The sequence below is a fragment of the Soonwooa sp. genome (assembly GCF_030151385.1).
GTDB lineage: Bacteria > Bacteroidota > Bacteroidia > Flavobacteriales > Weeksellaceae > Soonwooa.
The window spans coordinates 124,429-142,213 of sequence record NZ_JASLDS010000053.1; the positions used below are offsets into that span (position 1 = coordinate 124,429).

The window sequence follows — 17,785 nt, forward strand, 5'->3', positions numbered from 1 at the left end:
CTCAAACTTTTTTATCTTTTGCGTCCACCAAGTCCTAACATCCCAAGAATGGCTTTTGCGCCTTCTCGCATTAAGGTATTGGCGAAAGTACGCCCTGCACTCGATTTCATAACAGTTTCGAACATGCCAGGCTCTTCTTTTACAGGTTTTGTTTTTTGTGTTGGTTGTGCTGTTTCTACAGCTTGGTTCATTCTTTGGCTCAAAATTTCGAACGCCGATTCTTTATTGATGCTTTGGTCATATTTAGCGACCATTGCAGATTTGCTCGTCAATTCCGAAACTTCAGCGTCGCTTAATACATCCATTCTCGATTCTGGCGAAATTAAATATGTTTGTACCAACGGCGTCGGAATACCTTTTTCGTCTAAGGCTGTTACAAAAGCCTCGCCAATTCCCAAATTCTGAATCAAATTGGCAGCATTGTAATATTCTGTTGTTGGATAGTTTTCGACAGCTTTTGTAATTTCCTTTTTATCTTTCGCTGTGAAACCTCTTAATGCATGTTGAATTTTTAAACCCAATTGAGACAATACGTTTTCTGGAACATCACCAGGAATTTGTGTGATAAAATAAATCCCAACACCTTTGGAACGGATTAATTTTACCATCGTTTCAATTTGAGATAAAAGCGTCTTGGAAGCTTCATTGAAAATCAAATGCGCTTCGTCAATAAATAAAACCAACTTCGGCCTTCCACTGTCACCCTCTTCTGGGAATGTCATATAGATTTCAGCAAATAGCGAAAGCATAAATGTCGAAAACAACTGTGGCTGATTTTGGATATTTGCAACACGCAAAATATTAACAACGCCTTTTCCGTCTCTCGTTTGCAACAAATCATGAACGTCAAAACTTGGTTCTCCAAAAAATGCAGTTGCACCTTGTTGCTCCAAAGCTACAATAGAACGCAAGATTGCTCCTAAAGAAGCTGGCGCAATCGATCCGTAGCTTGCTGCCAATTCTGCTTTGCCATCTTTGTTGTCGGTTACATATTGCAGAACTTTTTTAAGATCATCTAGATCAATTAATGGTAAACCTTTATCATCGCAGTATTTGAAAACGATGGACATAATACTTTGCTGCGTATCATTTAATCCTAAAATTTTACTTAGCAAAACAGGTCCAAACTCGGTTACGGTTGCACGAAGTTTAACCCCTTTTTCTCCAGAAATTGTCATCAATTCTACAGGAAAAGCTTGCGGTTCGTAAGGCAATTGTGTCTTACTATAGCGCTCGTCGATAATGGCATTTCGCGTTCCAGCTTCAGCAATTCCTGAGAAGTCGCCTTTAATATCGAGTACCAAAGACGGAACACCAGCATGTGATAATTGTTCAGCAAAAACTTGAAGCGTTTTTGTTTTTCCAGTTCCTGTTGCACCAGCAATTAGACCATGTCTATTGATGGTTTTCAATGGGATAGTCACATTAACTTCAGGTATTACTTCACCATCCAACATGGCTTTTCCCAAAATAATGTGTTCGCCTTTTGGGCTATATCTGGAGTTTAGTTCTTCAATAAATTTTGCTTTGTCCACCATTTTTTTGATTTTAAATAAAAAGATAAAGGTAAATAATTTCTTAGAAAAGTGACAAGTTAAGTGATTATTGTCCAATAAAGCAAATGATAAGTTTTTGATTGCAATTTTTAGTAAATTTGTTAAATACCAAAAGAATTAGATATGAACAGAATAGCAGTAATGGATGCCATTATCGATGAGCAACAAAAAGTGATTGATAATTTAAAATATTCCGTAAACCGTTACGAGACTGCTTCCGACTTGGAAGAGGACAGTACAATTGACCCAGACGATTTATCCCAACAAGTTCAGGCAAAAGATATGCAACTTCGCTTTGAGCAACTTCTAAATAAAGCCCAAGATGAAATGAGTTTTTTGGTGGTCGAAAGAGATTTGTCACACACCGAAATTGAGAAAGGAAGCCTAGTCGTTTTGGACAATGTTATTGTGTTTGTCGGACTTTCTGTCCCGAAATTTGAATTTGACAAGCAATCTGTCATTAGTTTTTCAACAGATGCGCCAGCTTATAAAAATATCGAAGACAAGAAAATTGGAGATAAGGTAGAGCTTGGTAATCAATCTTATACGATAAAGGAGATTCTTTAGAAGCGTTCTTTTAATTTCAAATAGACAACATCAATTGTTGCAATTCCTGATTTTTAACATTTTTAAAGTTTAAAGAACGATTTTTGCAGCACGACGATTAGAAATTTTACAACTGAAAATATGAAGGTAGAACAAATTTATACCGGTTGCTTAGCACAAGGCGCTTATTATATTGTTTCGGAAAACGAAGCCGCAATTATTGATCCTCTTCGTGAGGTGTCGCCTTATATAGCACGACTAGAAAAAGATGATGTTAAACTAAAATATATTTTTGAGACCCATTTCCACGCAGATTTTGTGTCTGGACATTTGGATTTGAGTCAAAAAACGGGTGCGCCAATCGTTTATGGACCAACCGCAAAACCAGAGTTTGAAGCTATTATTGCAACGGATGGACAAATATTTGAAATCGGAAAAGTCAAAATAAAAGCACTTCACACGCCAGGCCACACCATGGAAAGTACAACCTATCTTTTGATTGATGAAAATGGAAAGGAAACGGCAATTTTCTCTGGAGATACTTTGTTTTTGGGAGATGTTGGTCGTCCAGATTTGGCTCAAAAAGCTGCAAGTATGACGCAAGAAGAGTTGGCTGGTTTGTTATATGACAGTTTGCAAACGAAGATTATGCCGCTTGCAGATGATATCACAGTTTATCCAGCACATGGTGCAGGTTCGGCTTGTGGAAAGAATATGCAAAAGGAAACCGTTGACACTTTAGGCAATCAAAAAAGAAGTAATTATGCACTTAATCAACCAGATAAAGAAAGTTTTATAACTGAAGTTTTGGATGGACTTTCGGCACCACCAAAATATTTTGGGATGAACGTCGCGATGAATAAAAGCGGTTATGCATCTTTTGACGATGTTATGAAAAAAGGGAAGAATCCACTGTCTGTTGAAGATTTCGAAACGATTGCCGAAAACACGGATGCTTTGATTTTGGATACTCGTGGTGCAGCGGATTTCCATAAAGGTTTTATTCCAAACTCAATTAATATTGGTGTGAAAGGTGATTTTGCTCCTTGGGTAGGTGCAATGATTGTGGATGTAAAACAGCCTATTATTTTGGTAAGCGATGCAGGCACAGAAGAAGAGGTTATTACGAGATTGAGTCGCGTTGGATTTGACAATGTTTTGGGTTATCTGGATGGAAGTTTCGAAGCTTGGAAAAATGCAGGTAAAGAAATTGATGAGGTTAAAAGAATTTCGCCACAAGAATTTGCTGATACTTTTAAAGTAGGAGATAAAGTCATTGACGTTAGAAAAATAGGAGAGTATTCTGCTGAACATATTAACGATGCCTACCACAGACCACTTGCAGAAATCAGCGAATGGGTAGATGCTATTAATGATACCGAACATTTCTTTTTGCATTGTGCTGGCGGTTATAGAAGTATGATTGCAGCAAGTATTTTCAATGCGCGAGGTATCAGAAACTTTACTGAAGTTGAAGGCGGTTTTAATGGAATTAAAAAAACAGAAAAAGTAGAGACAACAGATTTTGTTTGTCAGTCGAAAACACTTTAGGATGAAGAATAAAATGATGATGTTGATGCTGGTTGGTTTTGGTTTAACATCTTGCCATTCAGTGTCTAATGCAAATGTGTCGCAACAACAAGTTGATATGAGATCGGTGGTTAATTCGCCCGAAGTTACATTAATCGATGTTAGAGTTCCAGAGCAATATGCAGAAGGAAGTGCAGATAATACGGTTAATATTCCTTTAAAAGATTTGGAATCTCAGGTTGAGAATTTAAAATCTAAAGATAAAATTGTTGTTTTCTGTAATACTGGGAAACAAGCAGCCTCTGCAAAAGAACTTCTTAACAAGCGCGGAATTAAAAATGTATATTCTGGGACGAGTTGGAAGAATGTTAAAGCGATTCAAGAAGAAAGTAAATCTAAATAATTTATTAACAATTAATTAAAAATAAAATGTCTCAAAAATTTCAAGAAATTATTGATTCTGAAAGACCTGTTCTTATCGATTTTTTTGCGACTTGGTGTCAACCTTGTAAAGTTCAATCTTCGGTGTTGACAACAGTAAAAGAAAATATTGGTGAAGGTGCCAGAATTATAAAAGTTGACGTGGATCAATATCCAGCTTTGGCTAATCAATATGGTGTTCGTGGTGTGCCGACTTTAGCAATTTTCAAAAAAGGAGAAATGCTATACAAGGAAAGTGGCGTCCACGATGTTAACAGATTAACGGCACTTCTAAAGCAGTTTCAATAAAGATAAAATCCGGATAATGTTTCCGGATTTTTTTATTTGGTAAGGATTTTATGATGCTCTATTGATTTTTGTTCAATAATGTCGTCTCATACTATTACTCAGTTTTATAAACCTTTATTTCGTTGTAAAGAAAGTATCTATCATAGAATTTTAATGGGACTGTTTTTATGATTTTTTTCTTGTATTCGTTTGGCGAAATATAAAAAACTACTTTTTCTCCGCTGGAATTCAGATTATAATATCTTGATTTATCTTCAGAGAAATCTATTGGAGAAAAATCAAATTTGGGAAATTCATATAAATGAAACCAAATATTCGTATTTCCTTTTCCAATTGTTTCATAATCTTTGTATGTCCCAGTTATTTTTACATATCCAAATTTTTTAATTTCACTTAAGTCGTCAAGGTTTTTTTGTTTAGTACATTCTTGTGTAAAAGTAAATAAGTAAATTCCAATACCTCCAAGAATTACAGGTATTATAAGACTTTTATAATCGAAAGAATCTACGTAGAATTTTGAATAATGTTCTTTACAAAAATTTATGATGAGATCATAATTGGGATCTTCATCTTTATATAAAATTATTCTATTTCGCGGAAATTTGATTTCTAGCTTTAATGTTTGTTTATCTTTATTAAAATAAGATTTTTCTCTGATGAAATATGTTTCTGAATAAAAAATTTTATCGTTTGGAATTATAGATTTTTTGCCGAATACATTTGTGTATTCTGTTGTGTTTCCAATAAATTGTATTTTGTAAATATTCCAAATTGCAAAGTAAACTAGGCTTCCACAGAAAAAGGTTACCAGTGAAATGTAGGTCAAATCTAAAAAGCCATGTCGGAAAAGGACTACGGGAATCATAACAAGGGCTAAAAATAGGAGACTGAAGCCGCTGTTTAGAATTCCTTTTTTATACTCAAAACTTGGTGTACTATTGTTCATGTTTGTATGCTGCTAATATTCAAATTAGTGATAGTTTACTATTTTAATTCAAATTTATCAGCATCTTTTAAGAACGGGAATCTGTCACGGAATTTTTGTAATTCATCCAAATCAAATTCGGCGCTAACTAGATTATTTTGTCTTGTCGAAATCTCGGTTCCATCAGCAAACAAAGCCAAAGTACTTTCCTCGTAATTAAGATTGTTGCCATCCGTTCCGATTCTATTTAAACCAAAAACAAAAGCTTGATTTTCGATAGCACGTGCTTTTAACAAAGTTTTCCATGCTTCGACGCGAGTGTTTGGCCAGTTTGCAACATTTAAAATTATATCATAATCGCCCAGATTTCTTTGGAAAACAGGGAATCTCAAATCATAACAAACTTGCAAAAGAATTTTAAAACCTTTGTATTCAATAACTTTTCGTTGATTACCTGAAGTATAAATTTTGTCTTCTCCAGAATAAGAAAATAAATGTTTTTTGTCGTAAAACTCAAAACTTCCGTCAGGTTTTACAAAGTAAAAACGGTTGTGGAATTTTTCATTTTCACTTATAGAAACACTTCCAGCAACGACTGTATTGCGTTGTTTTGCAAAGTTTTGCATCCAAGAAAGTGTTTCGTTGTTGCGGTCTGCGATTTCTTCAGCGTCCATACAAAAACCTGTCGAAAACATTTCGGGTAAAAGAAAAATATCTGCTTCAATGTTAGCTAAAGCTGCTTCAATATTCTTGTAATTTTCGGGTTTATTTTTCCAAACGATGTCGAGGTTAAGACCGACAATTTTAAGTTTTGACATAAAAAAATTCTTGCTTAAAGTTAAGGATTTTGTTTAAAATAAACGAAGTTGCTGTGTTCGGCTACCTGTAAAATTTTCGGTTGAAAGTATGGCACGTTCCTTACCTGCAAAGAATTTCTTTTTGCCAATTTCAAAAGTTTTATGAATCATTTCGGCGATGTTGCCTTCGCCTTTGTAGCGTTCAAAATATCGTTTTTCTCCAAGTTTTCCACCACGCATATTTCTGATGAGGTTGAGGACTTTGTCTTTTCGGTCAGGGAAATGTGCAGCTAGCCAATCCACAAAAACAGGCTCAACCGTATCATTTAACCTAACCAAAGTGTAGCCAAAACTGTTGGCGCCAGCATGTGACACGGATTTTAGAATAGATAAAGTCTCATCACTTGTCAAAGCTGGAATAACAGGTGCAACCATAACATTGACAGGAATTCCGTTTTGGGAAAGTATTTCGATGGCTTTTAACTTATTTTTTGAAGATGAGGTTCGTGGTTCCATAACGCGACGCAATTCTTCATTAAGCGTTGTGATGCTCAACGACACCGAAACCAAATTTTTCTCCGCCATCTCTTTTAGAATGTCTAAATCGCGAAGCACCAAAGCATTTTTTGTGATGATGCCAACAGGATGACGATAATCGCGACAGACCTCCAAAAGTTTTCTTGTGATTTCGAACTGGCGTTCAATCGGCTGATAACAATCTGTGTTTCCAGAAAGCATTATCGGTTTTGGAATGTAGTTTTTCTTCTGAAAGGTTTTTTCCAGAAGTTCGGGTGCATTTTTTTTAACCATGATTTTTCGTTCAAAATCAATTCCTGCGCTGTATCCCCAAAATTCGTGGGTTGGTCGAGCAAAGCAATAAGAACAGCCGTGCTCGCAACCTTGATAAGGATTCATAGAGTAATCCATTCTTAAGTCAGGACTTTTGACTTCGTTGAGAATTGTTTTTGGAAATACTTCGATGATTTGCGTTTTCATTAATTCCAAATCTTCCTCTTCCGGCTCGTAGGTGTAACGGTCGAATCTGTTGTTGACATTGCGTTGTGCCGCTTGGCCTTTGGGAGCTTGGGATGACATTTTTGTTGAAGCAGCGTTTTATAATTAATGAAAATTCATTTTTTTTGGAAGTAGAACTTTTGTAAAATTATTAGACATTTGTGACATAATAATAGGTTTTAACTTAAAGTTTTCCACAAAAAAAGCCAGCTTTTTGGAAGCTGGCTATATCTATATATGCTGAAATATTTTACATTAAAGCGTTAATCTCGATGCCATCTCCGTGTTCTACAAATTGATTTTTATTCTTTTTCGAGAAAAGTCTATGCGTGTCGGTATAATCCGAAGAATATGATTTGTCTTTTAAAACCTTTCTCACAGCCAATGCGCCAACAATTGCAAACAGTCCCAAAGCGCTTGCTAGTAATACTTCTACATTTTTGTTCATAAGATGTTATTTGAAGGTTAAGATACAAATTTTATTCCTTTCTCGGTCTAAAATTAACTAACGACTGTTAATCTTTATTAAAACTAGAAAACGATTCGGTGACCTAAATTGACAATTCGGTAAGTTTTTTTTAGAATTTATAAAAGCTTCCTATAAATTTGTTGTATAAATCAAGATAATGAACCTCAAAAGCTTTAAAACTTATATTTCAATTTCCTTTTTTGCAGGGTTGTTTTTCTACATCTTTTTTTCTGGGGAGAAAAGTTTGCATTCTTTTTTGTTGAGTATGAGTATTTCGGTGATGTATACTTTCTTGATGGGTATGCCAAATGGTCTGCTTAATGATATTCTTAACAAAAAGTATTCTTGGGTTGACCAGACCAGAACGCGTACGATAATAGGTGTTGTTGCGACTATTTTGCTTAATGTCTTTTTGACTTACTTATGTAACGGGATTAATTTTGTCATCATCCAAAAAACAGCAACTTGGGCTGACATTTTTTCTTCTAAATATACTTTTGCGAATTGGTTTATGATCAATTTTGCCTTGATGATTTCGGCATTTCTTCATGCAAAAAGCTTTATGGATGTTCTCAAAAGAACAACACGCAAGGAAGTTGTCGAGCAAAAGATAATTGCAAAATCTGCCAACGCTCAATTTGAAAGTCTTAAAAATCAATTGGATCCGCATTTTTTGTTTAATTCTCTTAATGTACTAAGTGCTTTAATTGATGAAAACCAAGAGCAGGCGCAGAAATTTACCTTGTCGATGTCGAAAATTTATCGCTATGTTTTAGACCAAAAAGACAAAGAACTGGTAAGCGTTGAAGACGAATTAAGTTTTGCAAAAACATATGCCGAGCTGTTGGAAACAAGATTCGAAGATAGTGTAGAGTTTCAATTCAATGTTCCGAAAGAAGATTATCAATTAAAAGTGGTGCCGCTGTCTTTGCAATTACTTTTAGAAAACTGTATCAAACATAATTTCGCGACTTCGTCAAAACCTTTGATTATGAAAATCTATACCGAAAATGGGTTTTTGTGTATCGAAAATAATTTGCAAACCAGAGAGCTTCCAAAAGATCGAGACGGCATCGGATTGTCTAATATTGTCCAGCGTTATTCGCTTTTAACAAAAGAAAATGTGTTTATAGAAAAATCTGAAGACTACTTTAAAGTCAAAATACCAATGTTAACCGAACCTCAAAATATTAATACAATGTATAAAACAAGCACAAATAACGAAGGCCTTGCTTATGAAAAAGCAGCCAAAAGAGTAAAAGAATTAAAGGGATTCTACGGAAATCTAATTTCTTACTGTATTGTAATTCCTTTTCTAGTCATCATCAATCTATTGACAAGTCCTAAAGAACTTTGGTTCTATTGGCCGATGTTGGGCTGGGGAATTGGCTTACTTGCTCATGCAATGAACGTTTTTGCGATCGGAAAAAACTGGGAAGATCGCAAGATTAAAGAATTTATGGAAAAAGAAAATCGAAATTAGAATAGTCATGGAAAATATTAAAGAAAAAGTAGCATTCGAAATTGCTGCAGAACGCGTTAAAGACATAAAAAAATTCTACACAAGTCTAGCTATTTTTATAGTGGTGTCAATGGCCATTGTTTTTTGGCATTTTCAAAAAACTGGAAATTTTGAAATTAACCTTGGTAAATCGTTTATCATTGTTGTTTGGGCAATTATTATAGCGGTTCGCGCTATTAAATTATTTCTTCTAAACGCCGATTGGGAAAAAGACATGTTAAAAAAAGAACTTAAAAAAGAAAATCATGGATACTAATGATAAACAAAGTATTCAGTATCAAGTTGCTGCAAAACGCGTTAGAGCGCTGAAAGGTTTTTATACACATCTTTGTGTGTACATCGCAGTCAATATTTTTTTGTTTGTGATGAATTATAGAGAGCTTCCAGCTGGTGCCAGCATTTGGTCTTGGCAACTTTGGGCGACACCAGTATTTTGGGGATTGGGCATCATTGCCCATGCGATGTCAGTTTTTGTACCAAGTTTTATGTTTTCTAGAAACTGGGAAGAACGCAAAATTCGTGAATTAATGGATAAAGAAAAATCTAAATTTTAAAAACTAAAACAATGGGAATCTTTAATATTTGCTTCTACGTCTTGATGTTGGCTTGGTTGCTAACAGAAATATATTACGCGATAAGCTTGCGATCAGGAAAGCAAGATAAAAAAGGAAAAGATGGCTATTCATTTTTGATTTTGTGGGTTGTTATCCCAATTTCGATTTGGTTGTCCATAACACTTTCGTATTATATAAGTTGTCCAATTGTGTCTGGTATTTGGTTATCATGGATTGGGATTTTGTTCCTCACAATTGGTATTGTTATGCGCGTTATCATTATTAAAAACTTAGGGAAATACTTCACAGTGGATGTTAGTATTGTCGCTAATCACAAGATAAAATCAGATGGATTTTATACTTATGTAAGACATCCATCTTATGCATTTTCGATGTTGACTTTTTTGGGTTTAGGATTGGCGCTTAATAATTGGGTGTCGTTGGCGATTGCTTTTATTCCGCCTTTTATCGCTTTTTCTTATCGTATTTTTGTTGAAGAAAAAGCTTTGGTAGAGCAATTTGGAAAAGCTTATGAAGATTATCGTTCGCATACCAAGAAGATGATTCCGTTTATTTACTAAATAAAATTATGAGTATTAAAACCATTATTATTGAAGACGAAAAACCAGCAGCAAGAAAGTTGGAAAGAATGTTAGCTAACTATTCTGATTTAGAATTGGTTGCAACGCTCAACTCTGTGGAAGAAGCTGTGGCTTGGTTTAACGAAAATGAACATCCACAATTGATATTTTCTGATATTGTTTTGGGAGATGGATTGTCATTTGATATTTTCGAAAAAGTAGCGACCAAAGCCTTTATCATTTATACAACGGCTTTTGACCAATATACACTTAAAGCTTTTAAATTAAATAGTATAGATTATCTTCTAAAGCCAATTATGGAAGAAGATTTGACGAAAGCTGTTGAGAAATTTAAGTCATTTCTGCCAGAAGATGGTTTTGTTAATTCGCAGGAAATCAAACAGATATTAAAGAAAGACAAATCTACGCTTTCTCGGATTTTGGTTAAAATTGGTTACAATCTCAAGATTGTCCAGACTAACGAAATCAGCTGTTTTTTTAGCGAAAACAAAATCGTGTACTTACAAACTTCCGAACGAAGTTTCCCTACCGATTTTACTTTAGACGAGTTAGAAAATGTTTTGGACGAAAAGGATTTTTTCCGCGTTAATCGCCAGTATATTATTCATTCAAAATTTATAAAAAACATTCACACATCGCCAACCTACAAAGTCGAATTAGATTATCAGCCAGACGAAGAGATTACGGTAAGTCGCGACCGTGTCAAAGATTTTAAAGACTGGTTATCGAGCTAAGGTTTTTTATATTTATTTTAAATGAGTACAATGGCAAAAGTTTTTGCTCTCTTTGTGCTAAAAAAATTATGATAAGAGGATTATGCACTTAATTATAAAAAAAGCTTTCTCATTATCCGAGAAAGCTTTTCTATTTTATGTTTAAAACAATTTCTTAATCTAAGAAATCACGCCACTTCCAATTAATTCATCTTCCAAATACCAAGCAGCAAATTGACCTTCTGCAATTGCAGATTGAGGCTTGTCAAACTCGACATAGAAAGCATCTTCAAACTGAAAAATTGTCGCTTCCTGCAAATCTTGTCGGTATCTGTATCTTGCCAAAACGCGCATGCTTTCGCCAGCTTTCAAACGAAGATCTTCACGAACCCAATGCACTTCGGCATTGTCAATTTTCAAAGCTTTTTTATGCAATCCCGGAAAGCTGTGACTTTCACCAACGAAAATGATGTTGTGTTCCATATCGCGAGAAATCACAAAACAACTTTCTTTGTGACCACCAATGCCAAGACCTTTGCTTTGTCCAGTCGTGTAGAATTGAGCACCTTGATGCTTGCCAATTACTTTTCCGTCAGCTTTTTCGTATTTTATATTGCGCGAAAGGTATTTTAATTGCTCTTCTTTGTTTTCAAAATTTGGTGCTTCCTCAGCAAAACCAGGGAAGTCTCTAAAGATTTCCACAATTTCGCCTTCTTTTGGCACCAACTGTTGTTGCAAGAAAGTAGGAAGACTTACTTTTCCGATAAAACATAGACCTTGCGAATCCTTTTTATCAGCGGTAACCAAGCCAATTTCTTTGGCAATTTCTCTAACTTCTGGCTTTGTCAATTCCCCAATTGGGAAAAGCGCTTTTGACAGCTGATCTTGACTCAACTGACATAAGAAATATGACTGATCTTTATTGTTATCTTTTCCTGCCAACAGATGGAAAACCTCCTTTCCGTTTTCATCAATTGTAGAATCCACACGTGCATAATGTCCAGTCGCAACTTTGTCTGCGCCCAAAGACATTGCTGTTTTCATAAACACGTCGAACTTTACTTCGCGGTTACAAAGCACATCAGGATTTGGCGTACGACCTTTCTGATACTCATCAAACATATAATCGACGATGCGTTCCTTATATAGTTCGCTCATATCAATCACCTGAAACGGAATTCCCAATTTTTGCGCCACCATCAGCGCGTCATTACTATCTTCAACCCATGGACATTCGTCCTCCAAAGTCACCGAAGCATCATTCCAATTACGCATAAATAGGGCGATAACCTCGTGTCCTTGCTGTTGCAAAAGATACGCCGTCACGCTCGAATCTACGCCTCCGGACAAACCAACTACTACTTTCATAATGTTTTTTAATTTTAGGAGCAGGACGATTTTCTCTTCGTTAGGAAAATCCTCGCCCGCTGTCCGCTATATCTTTTTTTGGTAGCTTCGGCTCCGCTCAGCCACCAAAAAAAGGATGCCGCTTCCATCGGGGCTATGTTGAAGTTTACTAATAATAAGACAATCAACATACTGCTTTGACGCTCGCTTCGCTCGCGCCCAATTTCACGATGCAAAAATACAACGAATATAATCGCTAAAAAAGCTTTAATTTTAGACATTGAAAAAATCGATAGTATGAAAAAAATTATTAGTTTTTGTTTAGTCTTCACAAGTATGTTTGCATTTTCGCAGATTGGTGTTTCGCAAACAGGAAGTTCTAATCGTTGGACTTTTGGAGGAGGTCTGGGTGTAGGATTTGGCAGTAACAGCTCTTTTAATATTGGTGTTTCGCCGAGAGTTGGTTATCGTTTAACCGAAGATTTCGAAGCTGGACTTATGGGAAATTTCACTTACCAAACCAGCGATTATTACAATTCTACGATGTTTGGTATTGGACCATTTGCTAACTATTATTTTGCACGTAACTTTTATTTAGGTGGTATATTTCAAGAATATTTTGTGAACTACAACATAAAACAAGACAACGGCTACAAATTTAATAAAGACGAATCTGCTTTATATCTTGGTGGTGGTTATATGACCCAAATCGGAAATGGCGCCTACTTTCAAGTTGGATTAATGTACAATGTTCTTTGGAAAGAAAACCAAAGTATCTTTTCTAGTGGTTTGATGCCAAGTATTGGCTTTGTTGTAGGACTTTAAGAATCTAAAAGTTTCAAAAACAAAAAATCCCAATTCTTACTCAGAATTGGGATTTTTTTATTGAAAAATTTAAGTTGAATTTTTAGACTTATGCTTTACCAAAAATCTTTTCAAGGATTCTTAAAGTAATAAGATAAGTTGGTTTTACACCTGTCAGTCCAAGACCTCCAGAAGATAATGTGCTACCTGTTTCTAACGGATTATCCGATGCATAATAAGCATAACATACAAATAGGTCTTCACTGATATGGTGACGAATTTTGCTAGCAACTTGGATGGCTTTTTGATAATGCGCACCTTCCATTTCTAGACCAATTGCCTTCCAAGAAGTATTCATAAAGTAGGATAGGATATCTTTATTTTGAAGAGATGTCCCCAAAACGGTAATCATTGGTCCTTCAAAAGCTTTTAATTCATCATCCGCAAAATCTTCAAGATTCAAAGCATTTGTGAAAGGATAGTTATCCGCCGTTCCTTCAAAGATATGAGATGTAGGAATCATGATGTCGCCTTTTTGACCAGCAAGAATCCCTGCTTTACCCATAATAGAAATGGATTTAACCTTCATTGTGTAGATTTCTTTGTTAACCTCGTAAGGTCTCAACAATTCGTCCATTACCTCGTAAGCTTGTTCACCAAAAGCATAGTCAAATACCAAAATCACTTCATCACCTTTCGGTGTAGAATCTGCGAAAGCAGTGTTTTTAAGATTTGTTTTAGCAGCATCAATTATTTGTACATCGATGTTACTTCCACTATGGTCTTTAATATAGATAAGACCTTGCTCTTGCGATGTATGAAGAATCTTGTCTTGTAAAGCTTTCTTGTTAGATATTTCTTCGAAAAGTTTGTAATCGATTTCTTTTTTAGCCTTTTTGCCTAAAGCATCGTTGGCGTACAACATATTCTTTACACTGTGCATGTTCGCACTAATGATGTGCAAAGGACGCATATGTAGGTTGTTTTCGTAAAGTACTTTTTTGATGTTGTTTGCCCATTTTTCGCCAAAAAAGTGGTGGCCAACACGCTCCTGAAGAATCGCTGAAAAATAAATTTCACGTTGTCTTACCTCTTTCCAATCGTCAAGGCTAACTTGTCCCATCCAATAGATAATCTTGAATAATCTATCTGGATTGTTGTCATCTCCGAAATTGTTGTATGCATCAAGGGTTTCGTCAAAAGTTCTGCCTAGTAAAGATGAAAGATGAATTAATGCTACTTCTTTTTCTTTGCGGCTGTATTTTTTATGACCCAAAGCTACTTCTTCGATAATCTTCCATACACGACGAGGGCGACCACCATCTTCCATATCGAAACCGATATTTCTAATTTTGTCTGCCTCCAAGTATAGGAAAGTCAAGTGCGTTAGGATGTCGTAGATTTCGGAACGACCAAGAAGAACCTCGATGTTCATTTGGTGTTCGTCAATTCTATAACAGTTTCTACGACGTTTTTTAGGAACGATTATTTCAAAGCTTCCTTTTTCGAAACCTTCATCAGAAGTAAGGTGGATAAAAGAGCACTCTTCAATACCTTCTGGCAAACGGTCTAATACATAAAGAAGACCGTTGAGTTCTATCTTATTTGGGTTCCCCATACTTCCATAGATTTCTGGTTGGATAACCATCAATAACTTTCGTAATGACTCACCAGAAACGCCTGCAGGTTTGAAAAATCCTCTATAAAATAAGTGTCTCATAGAAACGTATAATCTTTCGATTGCTTCTGTGGTCTCTCTTGCTCTAGAATTTACCATAATATTTTTTGATTTTAGAAAAGTGGGCAAAGTTACGAAATTATATTCAATAAAGCTAATTTAGGGCTGCTTTCGCTTTTGTCTGCTTTTTTAGGACACGGAAATTAGTCATATTTTTTGCCAATTTCAGTTTCGAAAAGATTAATTATTTCTAAATTAATTTTAAAGTCTGCTTTTTAATGTTGTTAGTGGTTTTTTATAGGGGCTGTTTGTTCGAAAATGTAATTTTTAAAAATTTAACATTAAAATTTTAGGGGTGTTCGATTTTGTTTTTAGTTTTTTATTAAATTTGCCCTATCAAAATATAAGCTGATGTCAACATTAAGATTTAAAGCCTTAGCAGAACTTCCATTCAGAAATTACAGAAAAGATAATTTCGTGGATGTTCCGGTAAAACTTTCCGAATTATTCTGTAACAATGTGTTTTCAGAATATACGATGAGAGAGTATTTAACAAAAGAAGCGTTCAACTCGATTATGGATGCGATTAAAAAAGGAACTCAAATCCAAAGACATATTGCAGATCAAGTTGCAGTTGCCATGAAGGATTGGGCGATGTCCAAAGGTGTAACACACTACACGCACTGGTTTCAACCTTTAACAGGAACAACTGCAGAGAAGCACGATTCATTCTTCACACCGATCGAGGGTGATAGAGCCATTGAACGTTTCAACGGTGGAATGCTAATTCAGCAAGAGCCAGATGCTTCTTCTTTCCCAAATGGTGGAATCAGAAACACCTTTGAAGCAAGAGGATATACTGCTTGGGATCCAACGTCGCCAGCATTTATCATGGGAACAACACTTTGTATTCCATCGATTTTTATCTCTTACACAGGCGAAACTTTAGATTACAAAACACCTTTACTACGTGCACTTAACGCAGTTGATGAAGCAGCGACAGACGTTTGTAAAGCTTATTTCGATAAAAACGTTACCAAAGTAACACCAACTTTAGGTTGGGAGCAAGAATATTTCTTGGTAGATTCAGCATTATATATGTCGCGTCCAGATTTGGTATTAACAGGCAAAACTTTGCTGGGACATTCTCCAGCAAAAGGGCAACAGTTAGATGACCATTATTTCGGGTCAATTCCTACAAGGGTGATGAACTTTATGAAGGAGTTGGAAATCGAATGTATGAAGTTGGGAATTCCAGTTACAACGCGTCACAACGAGGTTGCGCCTAACCAGTTTGAGTTGGCACCAATGTTCGAAGAATGTAACGTTGCTGTTGACCATAACTCTTTGTTGATGGATGTTATGGCGAGAGTTGCGCACAAACACCATTTCCATATTTTATTCCACGAGAAACCTTTCGCGGGCGTTAACGGAAGTGGAAAACACAACAACTGGAGTTTGGCAACAGATACAGGCGAAAATCTTTTAAGTCCTGGAAAAAACCCTAAAAAGAATCTTCAGTTCTTGACATTCTTCGTGAATTCTCTTAAAGCCGTTCACGATTATGCAGATTTGTTGAGAGCGAGCATTGCTTCAGCAAGCAACGACCATCGTTTGGGAGCTAATGAAGCGCCACCAGCGATTATTTCCGCATTTATCGGAAGCCAATTGTTTAGCGTTTTGGAAGAGCTTGAAAAAGTAACGGACGGAAAATTATCACCTGAAGAAAAAACAGAATTAAAACTAAACGTTGTTGGTAAAATCCCTGAAATCCTTTTGGATAACACCGACAGAAACAGAACTTCGCCTTTCGCTTTTACAGGAAATAAATTCGAGATTCGTGCGGTTGGTTCTTCTGCAAACTGTGCGGAAGTAATGACGGTGATGAATGCTATTGCTGCAAAACAACTTCGAGTTTTCAAAACAGAAGTTGATGCATTAATCGAGGGTGGACTTAAGAAAGACGAAGCAATTTTTAATGTATTGAGAGAGTACATCAAGCAATCAAAAACAATTTTGTTCGAAGGTGATGGATATTCTGATGATTGGGCAAAAGAAGCTAAGAAAAGAGGATTGAACAATCACAAAACAACACCAGAAGCTTTAAAGCAAGAATTAAATCCGAAGTTTTCAGAGCTTTTTGAAGAATTAAAAATCTATTCTCACAGAGAATTCGAAGCGAGAAACGAAATTAAATTCGAAAAATACTCAACAGTTATCGACATCGAAGCTAGAGTTTTGGCTGATATCGCAAGAAACCATATTATTCCAGCGGCTCTTAATTATCAAAACAGATTAATTGAGAACGTAAAAGGTCTTAAAGAAATCTTTGGTGATAAAGAATTTAAGGTTTTAGGAAAAGAGCAAATCAGTTTGATTACTCAGATTTCCGAAAACGTTTCTAAAATCAAATTAGGCGTTGACGAACTTCTTAAAGAAAAGGAAACTGCGAAAAATACCACTGACACTCACAAACAAGCTAACGCTTACTGTAACAAAGTAAAGCCTTTGTTTGATGTGATTCGCGAAGGTTCAGACGCATTAGAAATGATGGTAGACGACGAGCTTTGGCCAATGACCAAATACAGAGAACTTTTGTTCACAAGATAAAATCAGAAGACCTACAATCGTAGGTCTTTTTTTTGGAGCTTTTTCCCGCTATCCACTATATCTTTTGTAGTGTCGCTCGGACGACTCCGCTGCGCTCCGTCGCTCGCTCCACCACAAAAGGATGCCGTTTCTATCGGGGCTAATGACTACTAACAGGTTATTGTAGATACATAATAATAATTTGAGTAGCGAAAAGCATCGAGAACTTAGATAGAAATTTTAGGTTTCCGAAATAATTTCATTTAATTCAAAAACTTATACCTTATATATATGTACAACATCGAAATAAAGAAAACAGATTCTACAGATACAGATTTCCAATCACTTGTAAAACTGTTGGATGCTGACTTAGCCATTCGTGATGGTGACGATCACGACTTTTATCATCA

General features: G+C 35.7%; 18 protein-coding genes and 1 pseudogene. 12 read left to right on the forward strand and 7 right to left on the reverse strand.

Annotated features, from left to right (window positions below; all coding sequences use genetic code 11):
- Nucleotides 1–11 precede the first annotated feature (11 nt).
- A complete protein-coding gene (locus Q1V95_RS10625) occupies nt 12–1,538 on the reverse strand; it encodes a helicase HerA-like domain-containing protein (RefSeq protein WP_300673553.1) in 1,527 nt (508 codons plus the stop codon).
- 141 nt (nt 1,539–1,679) lie between these two features.
- Here Q1V95_RS10625 and Q1V95_RS10630 point away from each other — a divergent pair, with 141 nt between their 5' ends.
- The 4 genes from Q1V95_RS10630 (at nt 1,680) to Q1V95_RS10645 (ending at nt 4,361) form a co-directional block, all read left to right on the forward strand.
- A complete protein-coding gene (locus Q1V95_RS10630) occupies nt 1,680–2,123 on the forward strand; it encodes a hypothetical protein (protein WP_300673555.1) in 444 nt (147 codons plus the stop codon).
- A 120-nt stretch (nt 2,124–2,243) separates the two neighbouring features.
- Nucleotides 2,244–3,653 carry an MBL fold metallo-hydrolase gene (locus tag Q1V95_RS10635; RefSeq protein WP_300673558.1) on the forward strand — a complete coding sequence of 470 codons (1,410 nt, stop codon included), beginning with the start codon at nt 2,244–2,246 and terminating at the stop codon, nt 3,651–3,653.
- A gap of 1 nt (nt 3,654) precedes the next feature.
- Complete coding sequence (locus Q1V95_RS10640; protein ID WP_300673559.1) at nt 3,655–4,035, forward strand: rhodanese-like domain-containing protein; 381 nt, start codon at nt 3,655–3,657, stop codon at nt 4,033–4,035.
- 26 nt (nt 4,036–4,061) lie between these two features.
- Nucleotides 4,062–4,361 carry a thioredoxin family protein gene (locus Q1V95_RS10645; RefSeq protein WP_300673561.1) on the forward strand — a complete coding sequence of 100 codons (300 nt, stop codon included), beginning with the start codon at nt 4,062–4,064 and terminating at the stop codon, nt 4,359–4,361.
- A 94-nt stretch (nt 4,362–4,455) separates the two neighbouring features.
- Here the strand turns inward: Q1V95_RS10645 and Q1V95_RS10650 are convergent, their stop codons facing one another.
- The 4 genes from Q1V95_RS10650 to Q1V95_RS10665 form a co-directional block, all read right to left on the reverse strand.
- Complete coding sequence (locus tag Q1V95_RS10650; RefSeq protein WP_300673564.1) at nt 4,456–5,307, reverse strand: hypothetical protein; 852 nt, start codon at nt 5,305–5,307, stop codon at nt 4,456–4,458.
- A gap of 38 nt (nt 5,308–5,345) precedes the next feature.
- A complete protein-coding gene (locus Q1V95_RS10655) occupies nt 5,346–6,104 on the reverse strand; it encodes an amidohydrolase (RefSeq protein ID WP_300673566.1) in 759 nt (252 codons plus the stop codon).
- Between the two features lie 33 nt (nt 6,105–6,137).
- On the reverse strand, nt 6,138–7,178 hold the full coding sequence (locus Q1V95_RS10660) for a PA0069 family radical SAM protein (protein WP_300673569.1): 1,041 nt from the start codon (nt 7,176–7,178) through the stop codon (nt 6,138–6,140).
- Between the two features lie 169 nt (nt 7,179–7,347).
- Entirely contained in the window at nt 7,348–7,545 is a 198-nt protein-coding gene (locus Q1V95_RS10665; protein WP_300673572.1) for a hypothetical protein, read from the reverse strand.
- A gap of 178 nt (nt 7,546–7,723) precedes the next feature.
- Here Q1V95_RS10665 and Q1V95_RS10670 point away from each other — a divergent pair, with 178 nt between their 5' ends.
- The 5 genes from Q1V95_RS10670 to Q1V95_RS10690 are packed head-to-tail and all read left to right on the forward strand — an operon-like array spanning nt 7,724 to nt 10,978.
- Nucleotides 7,724–9,049 carry a 2TM domain-containing protein gene (locus Q1V95_RS10670; protein ID WP_300673575.1) on the forward strand — a complete coding sequence of 442 codons (1,326 nt, stop codon included), beginning with the start codon at nt 7,724–7,726 and terminating at the stop codon, nt 9,047–9,049.
- Between the two features lie 7 nt (nt 9,050–9,056).
- A complete protein-coding gene (locus Q1V95_RS10675) occupies nt 9,057–9,344 on the forward strand; it encodes a 2TM domain-containing protein (RefSeq protein ID WP_300673578.1) in 288 nt (95 codons plus the stop codon).
- The gene (locus Q1V95_RS10680; protein WP_300673581.1) at nt 9,334–9,642 is read left to right on the forward strand and encodes a 2TM domain-containing protein; all 309 of its coding nucleotides are present in this window, start codon (nt 9,334–9,336) and stop codon (nt 9,640–9,642) included. The genes Q1V95_RS10675 and Q1V95_RS10680 overlap by 11 nt, the downstream gene beginning before the upstream one ends.
- An 11-nt stretch (nt 9,643–9,653) precedes the next feature.
- Complete coding sequence (locus Q1V95_RS10685; protein ID WP_300673584.1) at nt 9,654–10,223, forward strand: isoprenylcysteine carboxylmethyltransferase family protein; 570 nt, start codon at nt 9,654–9,656, stop codon at nt 10,221–10,223.
- Nucleotides 10,224–10,231: 8 nt separating this feature from the next.
- Entirely contained in the window at nt 10,232–10,978 is a 747-nt protein-coding gene (locus tag Q1V95_RS10690) for a LytTR family DNA-binding domain-containing protein (RefSeq protein WP_300673587.1), read from the forward strand.
- 159 nt (nt 10,979–11,137) lie between these two features.
- On the opposite strand, the gene mnmA is transcribed toward Q1V95_RS10690, so the two are convergent.
- Complete coding sequence (mnmA, locus tag Q1V95_RS10695; protein WP_300673589.1) at nt 11,138–12,325, reverse strand: tRNA 2-thiouridine(34) synthase MnmA; 1,188 nt, start codon at nt 12,323–12,325, stop codon at nt 11,138–11,140.
- Between the two features lie 276 nt (nt 12,326–12,601).
- Here mnmA and Q1V95_RS10700 point away from each other — a divergent pair, with 276 nt between their 5' ends.
- Nucleotides 12,602–13,129 (forward strand): hypothetical protein, encoded by a 528-nt coding sequence (locus Q1V95_RS10700; protein ID WP_300673592.1) that lies wholly within the window; start codon nt 12,602–12,604, stop codon nt 13,127–13,129.
- A gap of 88 nt (nt 13,130–13,217) precedes the next feature.
- On the opposite strand, the gene Q1V95_RS10705 is transcribed toward Q1V95_RS10700, so the two are convergent.
- Entirely contained in the window at nt 13,218–14,885 is a 1,668-nt protein-coding gene (locus Q1V95_RS10705; RefSeq protein WP_300673595.1) for a hypothetical protein, read from the reverse strand.
- Nucleotides 14,886–15,197: 312 nt separating this feature from the next.
- On the opposite strand from Q1V95_RS10705, the gene Q1V95_RS10710 reads away from it, so the two are divergent.
- The gene (locus Q1V95_RS10710) at nt 15,198–17,396 is read left to right on the forward strand and encodes a glutamine synthetase III (protein WP_300673598.1); all 2,199 of its coding nucleotides are present in this window, start codon (nt 15,198–15,200) and stop codon (nt 17,394–17,396) included.
- A 279-nt stretch (nt 17,397–17,675) separates the two neighbouring features.
- Nucleotides 17,676–17,785 (forward strand): annotated as a pseudogene (locus Q1V95_RS10715) (GNAT family N-acetyltransferase); the annotation flags it as partial.

What these genes read in the sequence shown, in the direction of transcription:
- Q1V95_RS10625 (WP_300673553.1), bottom strand. Translation starts at nt 1,538, where the DNA reads ATGGTGGACAAAGCAAAATTTATTGAAGAACTAAACTCCAGATATAGC.
- Q1V95_RS10630 (WP_300673555.1), top strand. Translation starts at nt 1,680, where the DNA reads ATGAACAGAATAGCAGTAATGGATGCCATTATCGATGAGCAACAAAAA.
- Q1V95_RS10635 (WP_300673558.1), top strand. Translation starts at nt 2,244, where the DNA reads ATGAAGGTAGAACAAATTTATACCGGTTGCTTAGCACAAGGCGCTTAT.
- Q1V95_RS10640 (WP_300673559.1), top strand. Translation starts at nt 3,655, where the DNA reads ATGAAGAATAAAATGATGATGTTGATGCTGGTTGGTTTTGGTTTAACA.
- Q1V95_RS10645 (WP_300673561.1), top strand. Translation starts at nt 4,062, where the DNA reads ATGTCTCAAAAATTTCAAGAAATTATTGATTCTGAAAGACCTGTTCTT.
- Q1V95_RS10650 (WP_300673564.1), bottom strand. Translation starts at nt 5,307, where the DNA reads ATGAACAATAGTACACCAAGTTTTGAGTATAAAAAAGGAATTCTAAAC.
- Q1V95_RS10655 (WP_300673566.1), bottom strand. Translation starts at nt 6,104, where the DNA reads ATGTCAAAACTTAAAATTGTCGGTCTTAACCTCGACATCGTTTGGAAA.
- Q1V95_RS10660 (WP_300673569.1), bottom strand. Translation starts at nt 7,178, where the DNA reads ATGTCATCCCAAGCTCCCAAAGGCCAAGCGGCACAACGCAATGTCAAC.
- Q1V95_RS10665 (WP_300673572.1), bottom strand. Translation starts at nt 7,545, where the DNA reads ATGAACAAAAATGTAGAAGTATTACTAGCAAGCGCTTTGGGACTGTTT.
- Q1V95_RS10670 (WP_300673575.1), top strand. Translation starts at nt 7,724, where the DNA reads ATGAACCTCAAAAGCTTTAAAACTTATATTTCAATTTCCTTTTTTGCA.
- Q1V95_RS10675 (WP_300673578.1), top strand. Translation starts at nt 9,057, where the DNA reads ATGGAAAATATTAAAGAAAAAGTAGCATTCGAAATTGCTGCAGAACGC.
- Q1V95_RS10680 (WP_300673581.1), top strand. Translation starts at nt 9,334, where the DNA reads ATGGATACTAATGATAAACAAAGTATTCAGTATCAAGTTGCTGCAAAA.
- Q1V95_RS10685 (WP_300673584.1), top strand. Translation starts at nt 9,654, where the DNA reads ATGGGAATCTTTAATATTTGCTTCTACGTCTTGATGTTGGCTTGGTTG.
- Q1V95_RS10690 (WP_300673587.1), top strand. Translation starts at nt 10,232, where the DNA reads ATGAGTATTAAAACCATTATTATTGAAGACGAAAAACCAGCAGCAAGA.
- mnmA (WP_300673589.1), bottom strand. Translation starts at nt 12,325, where the DNA reads ATGAAAGTAGTAGTTGGTTTGTCCGGAGGCGTAGATTCGAGCGTGACG.
- Q1V95_RS10700 (WP_300673592.1), top strand. Translation starts at nt 12,602, where the DNA reads ATGAAAAAAATTATTAGTTTTTGTTTAGTCTTCACAAGTATGTTTGCA.
- Q1V95_RS10705 (WP_300673595.1), bottom strand. Translation starts at nt 14,885, where the DNA reads ATGGTAAATTCTAGAGCAAGAGAGACCACAGAAGCAATCGAAAGATTA.
- Q1V95_RS10710 (WP_300673598.1), top strand. Translation starts at nt 15,198, where the DNA reads ATGTCAACATTAAGATTTAAAGCCTTAGCAGAACTTCCATTCAGAAAT.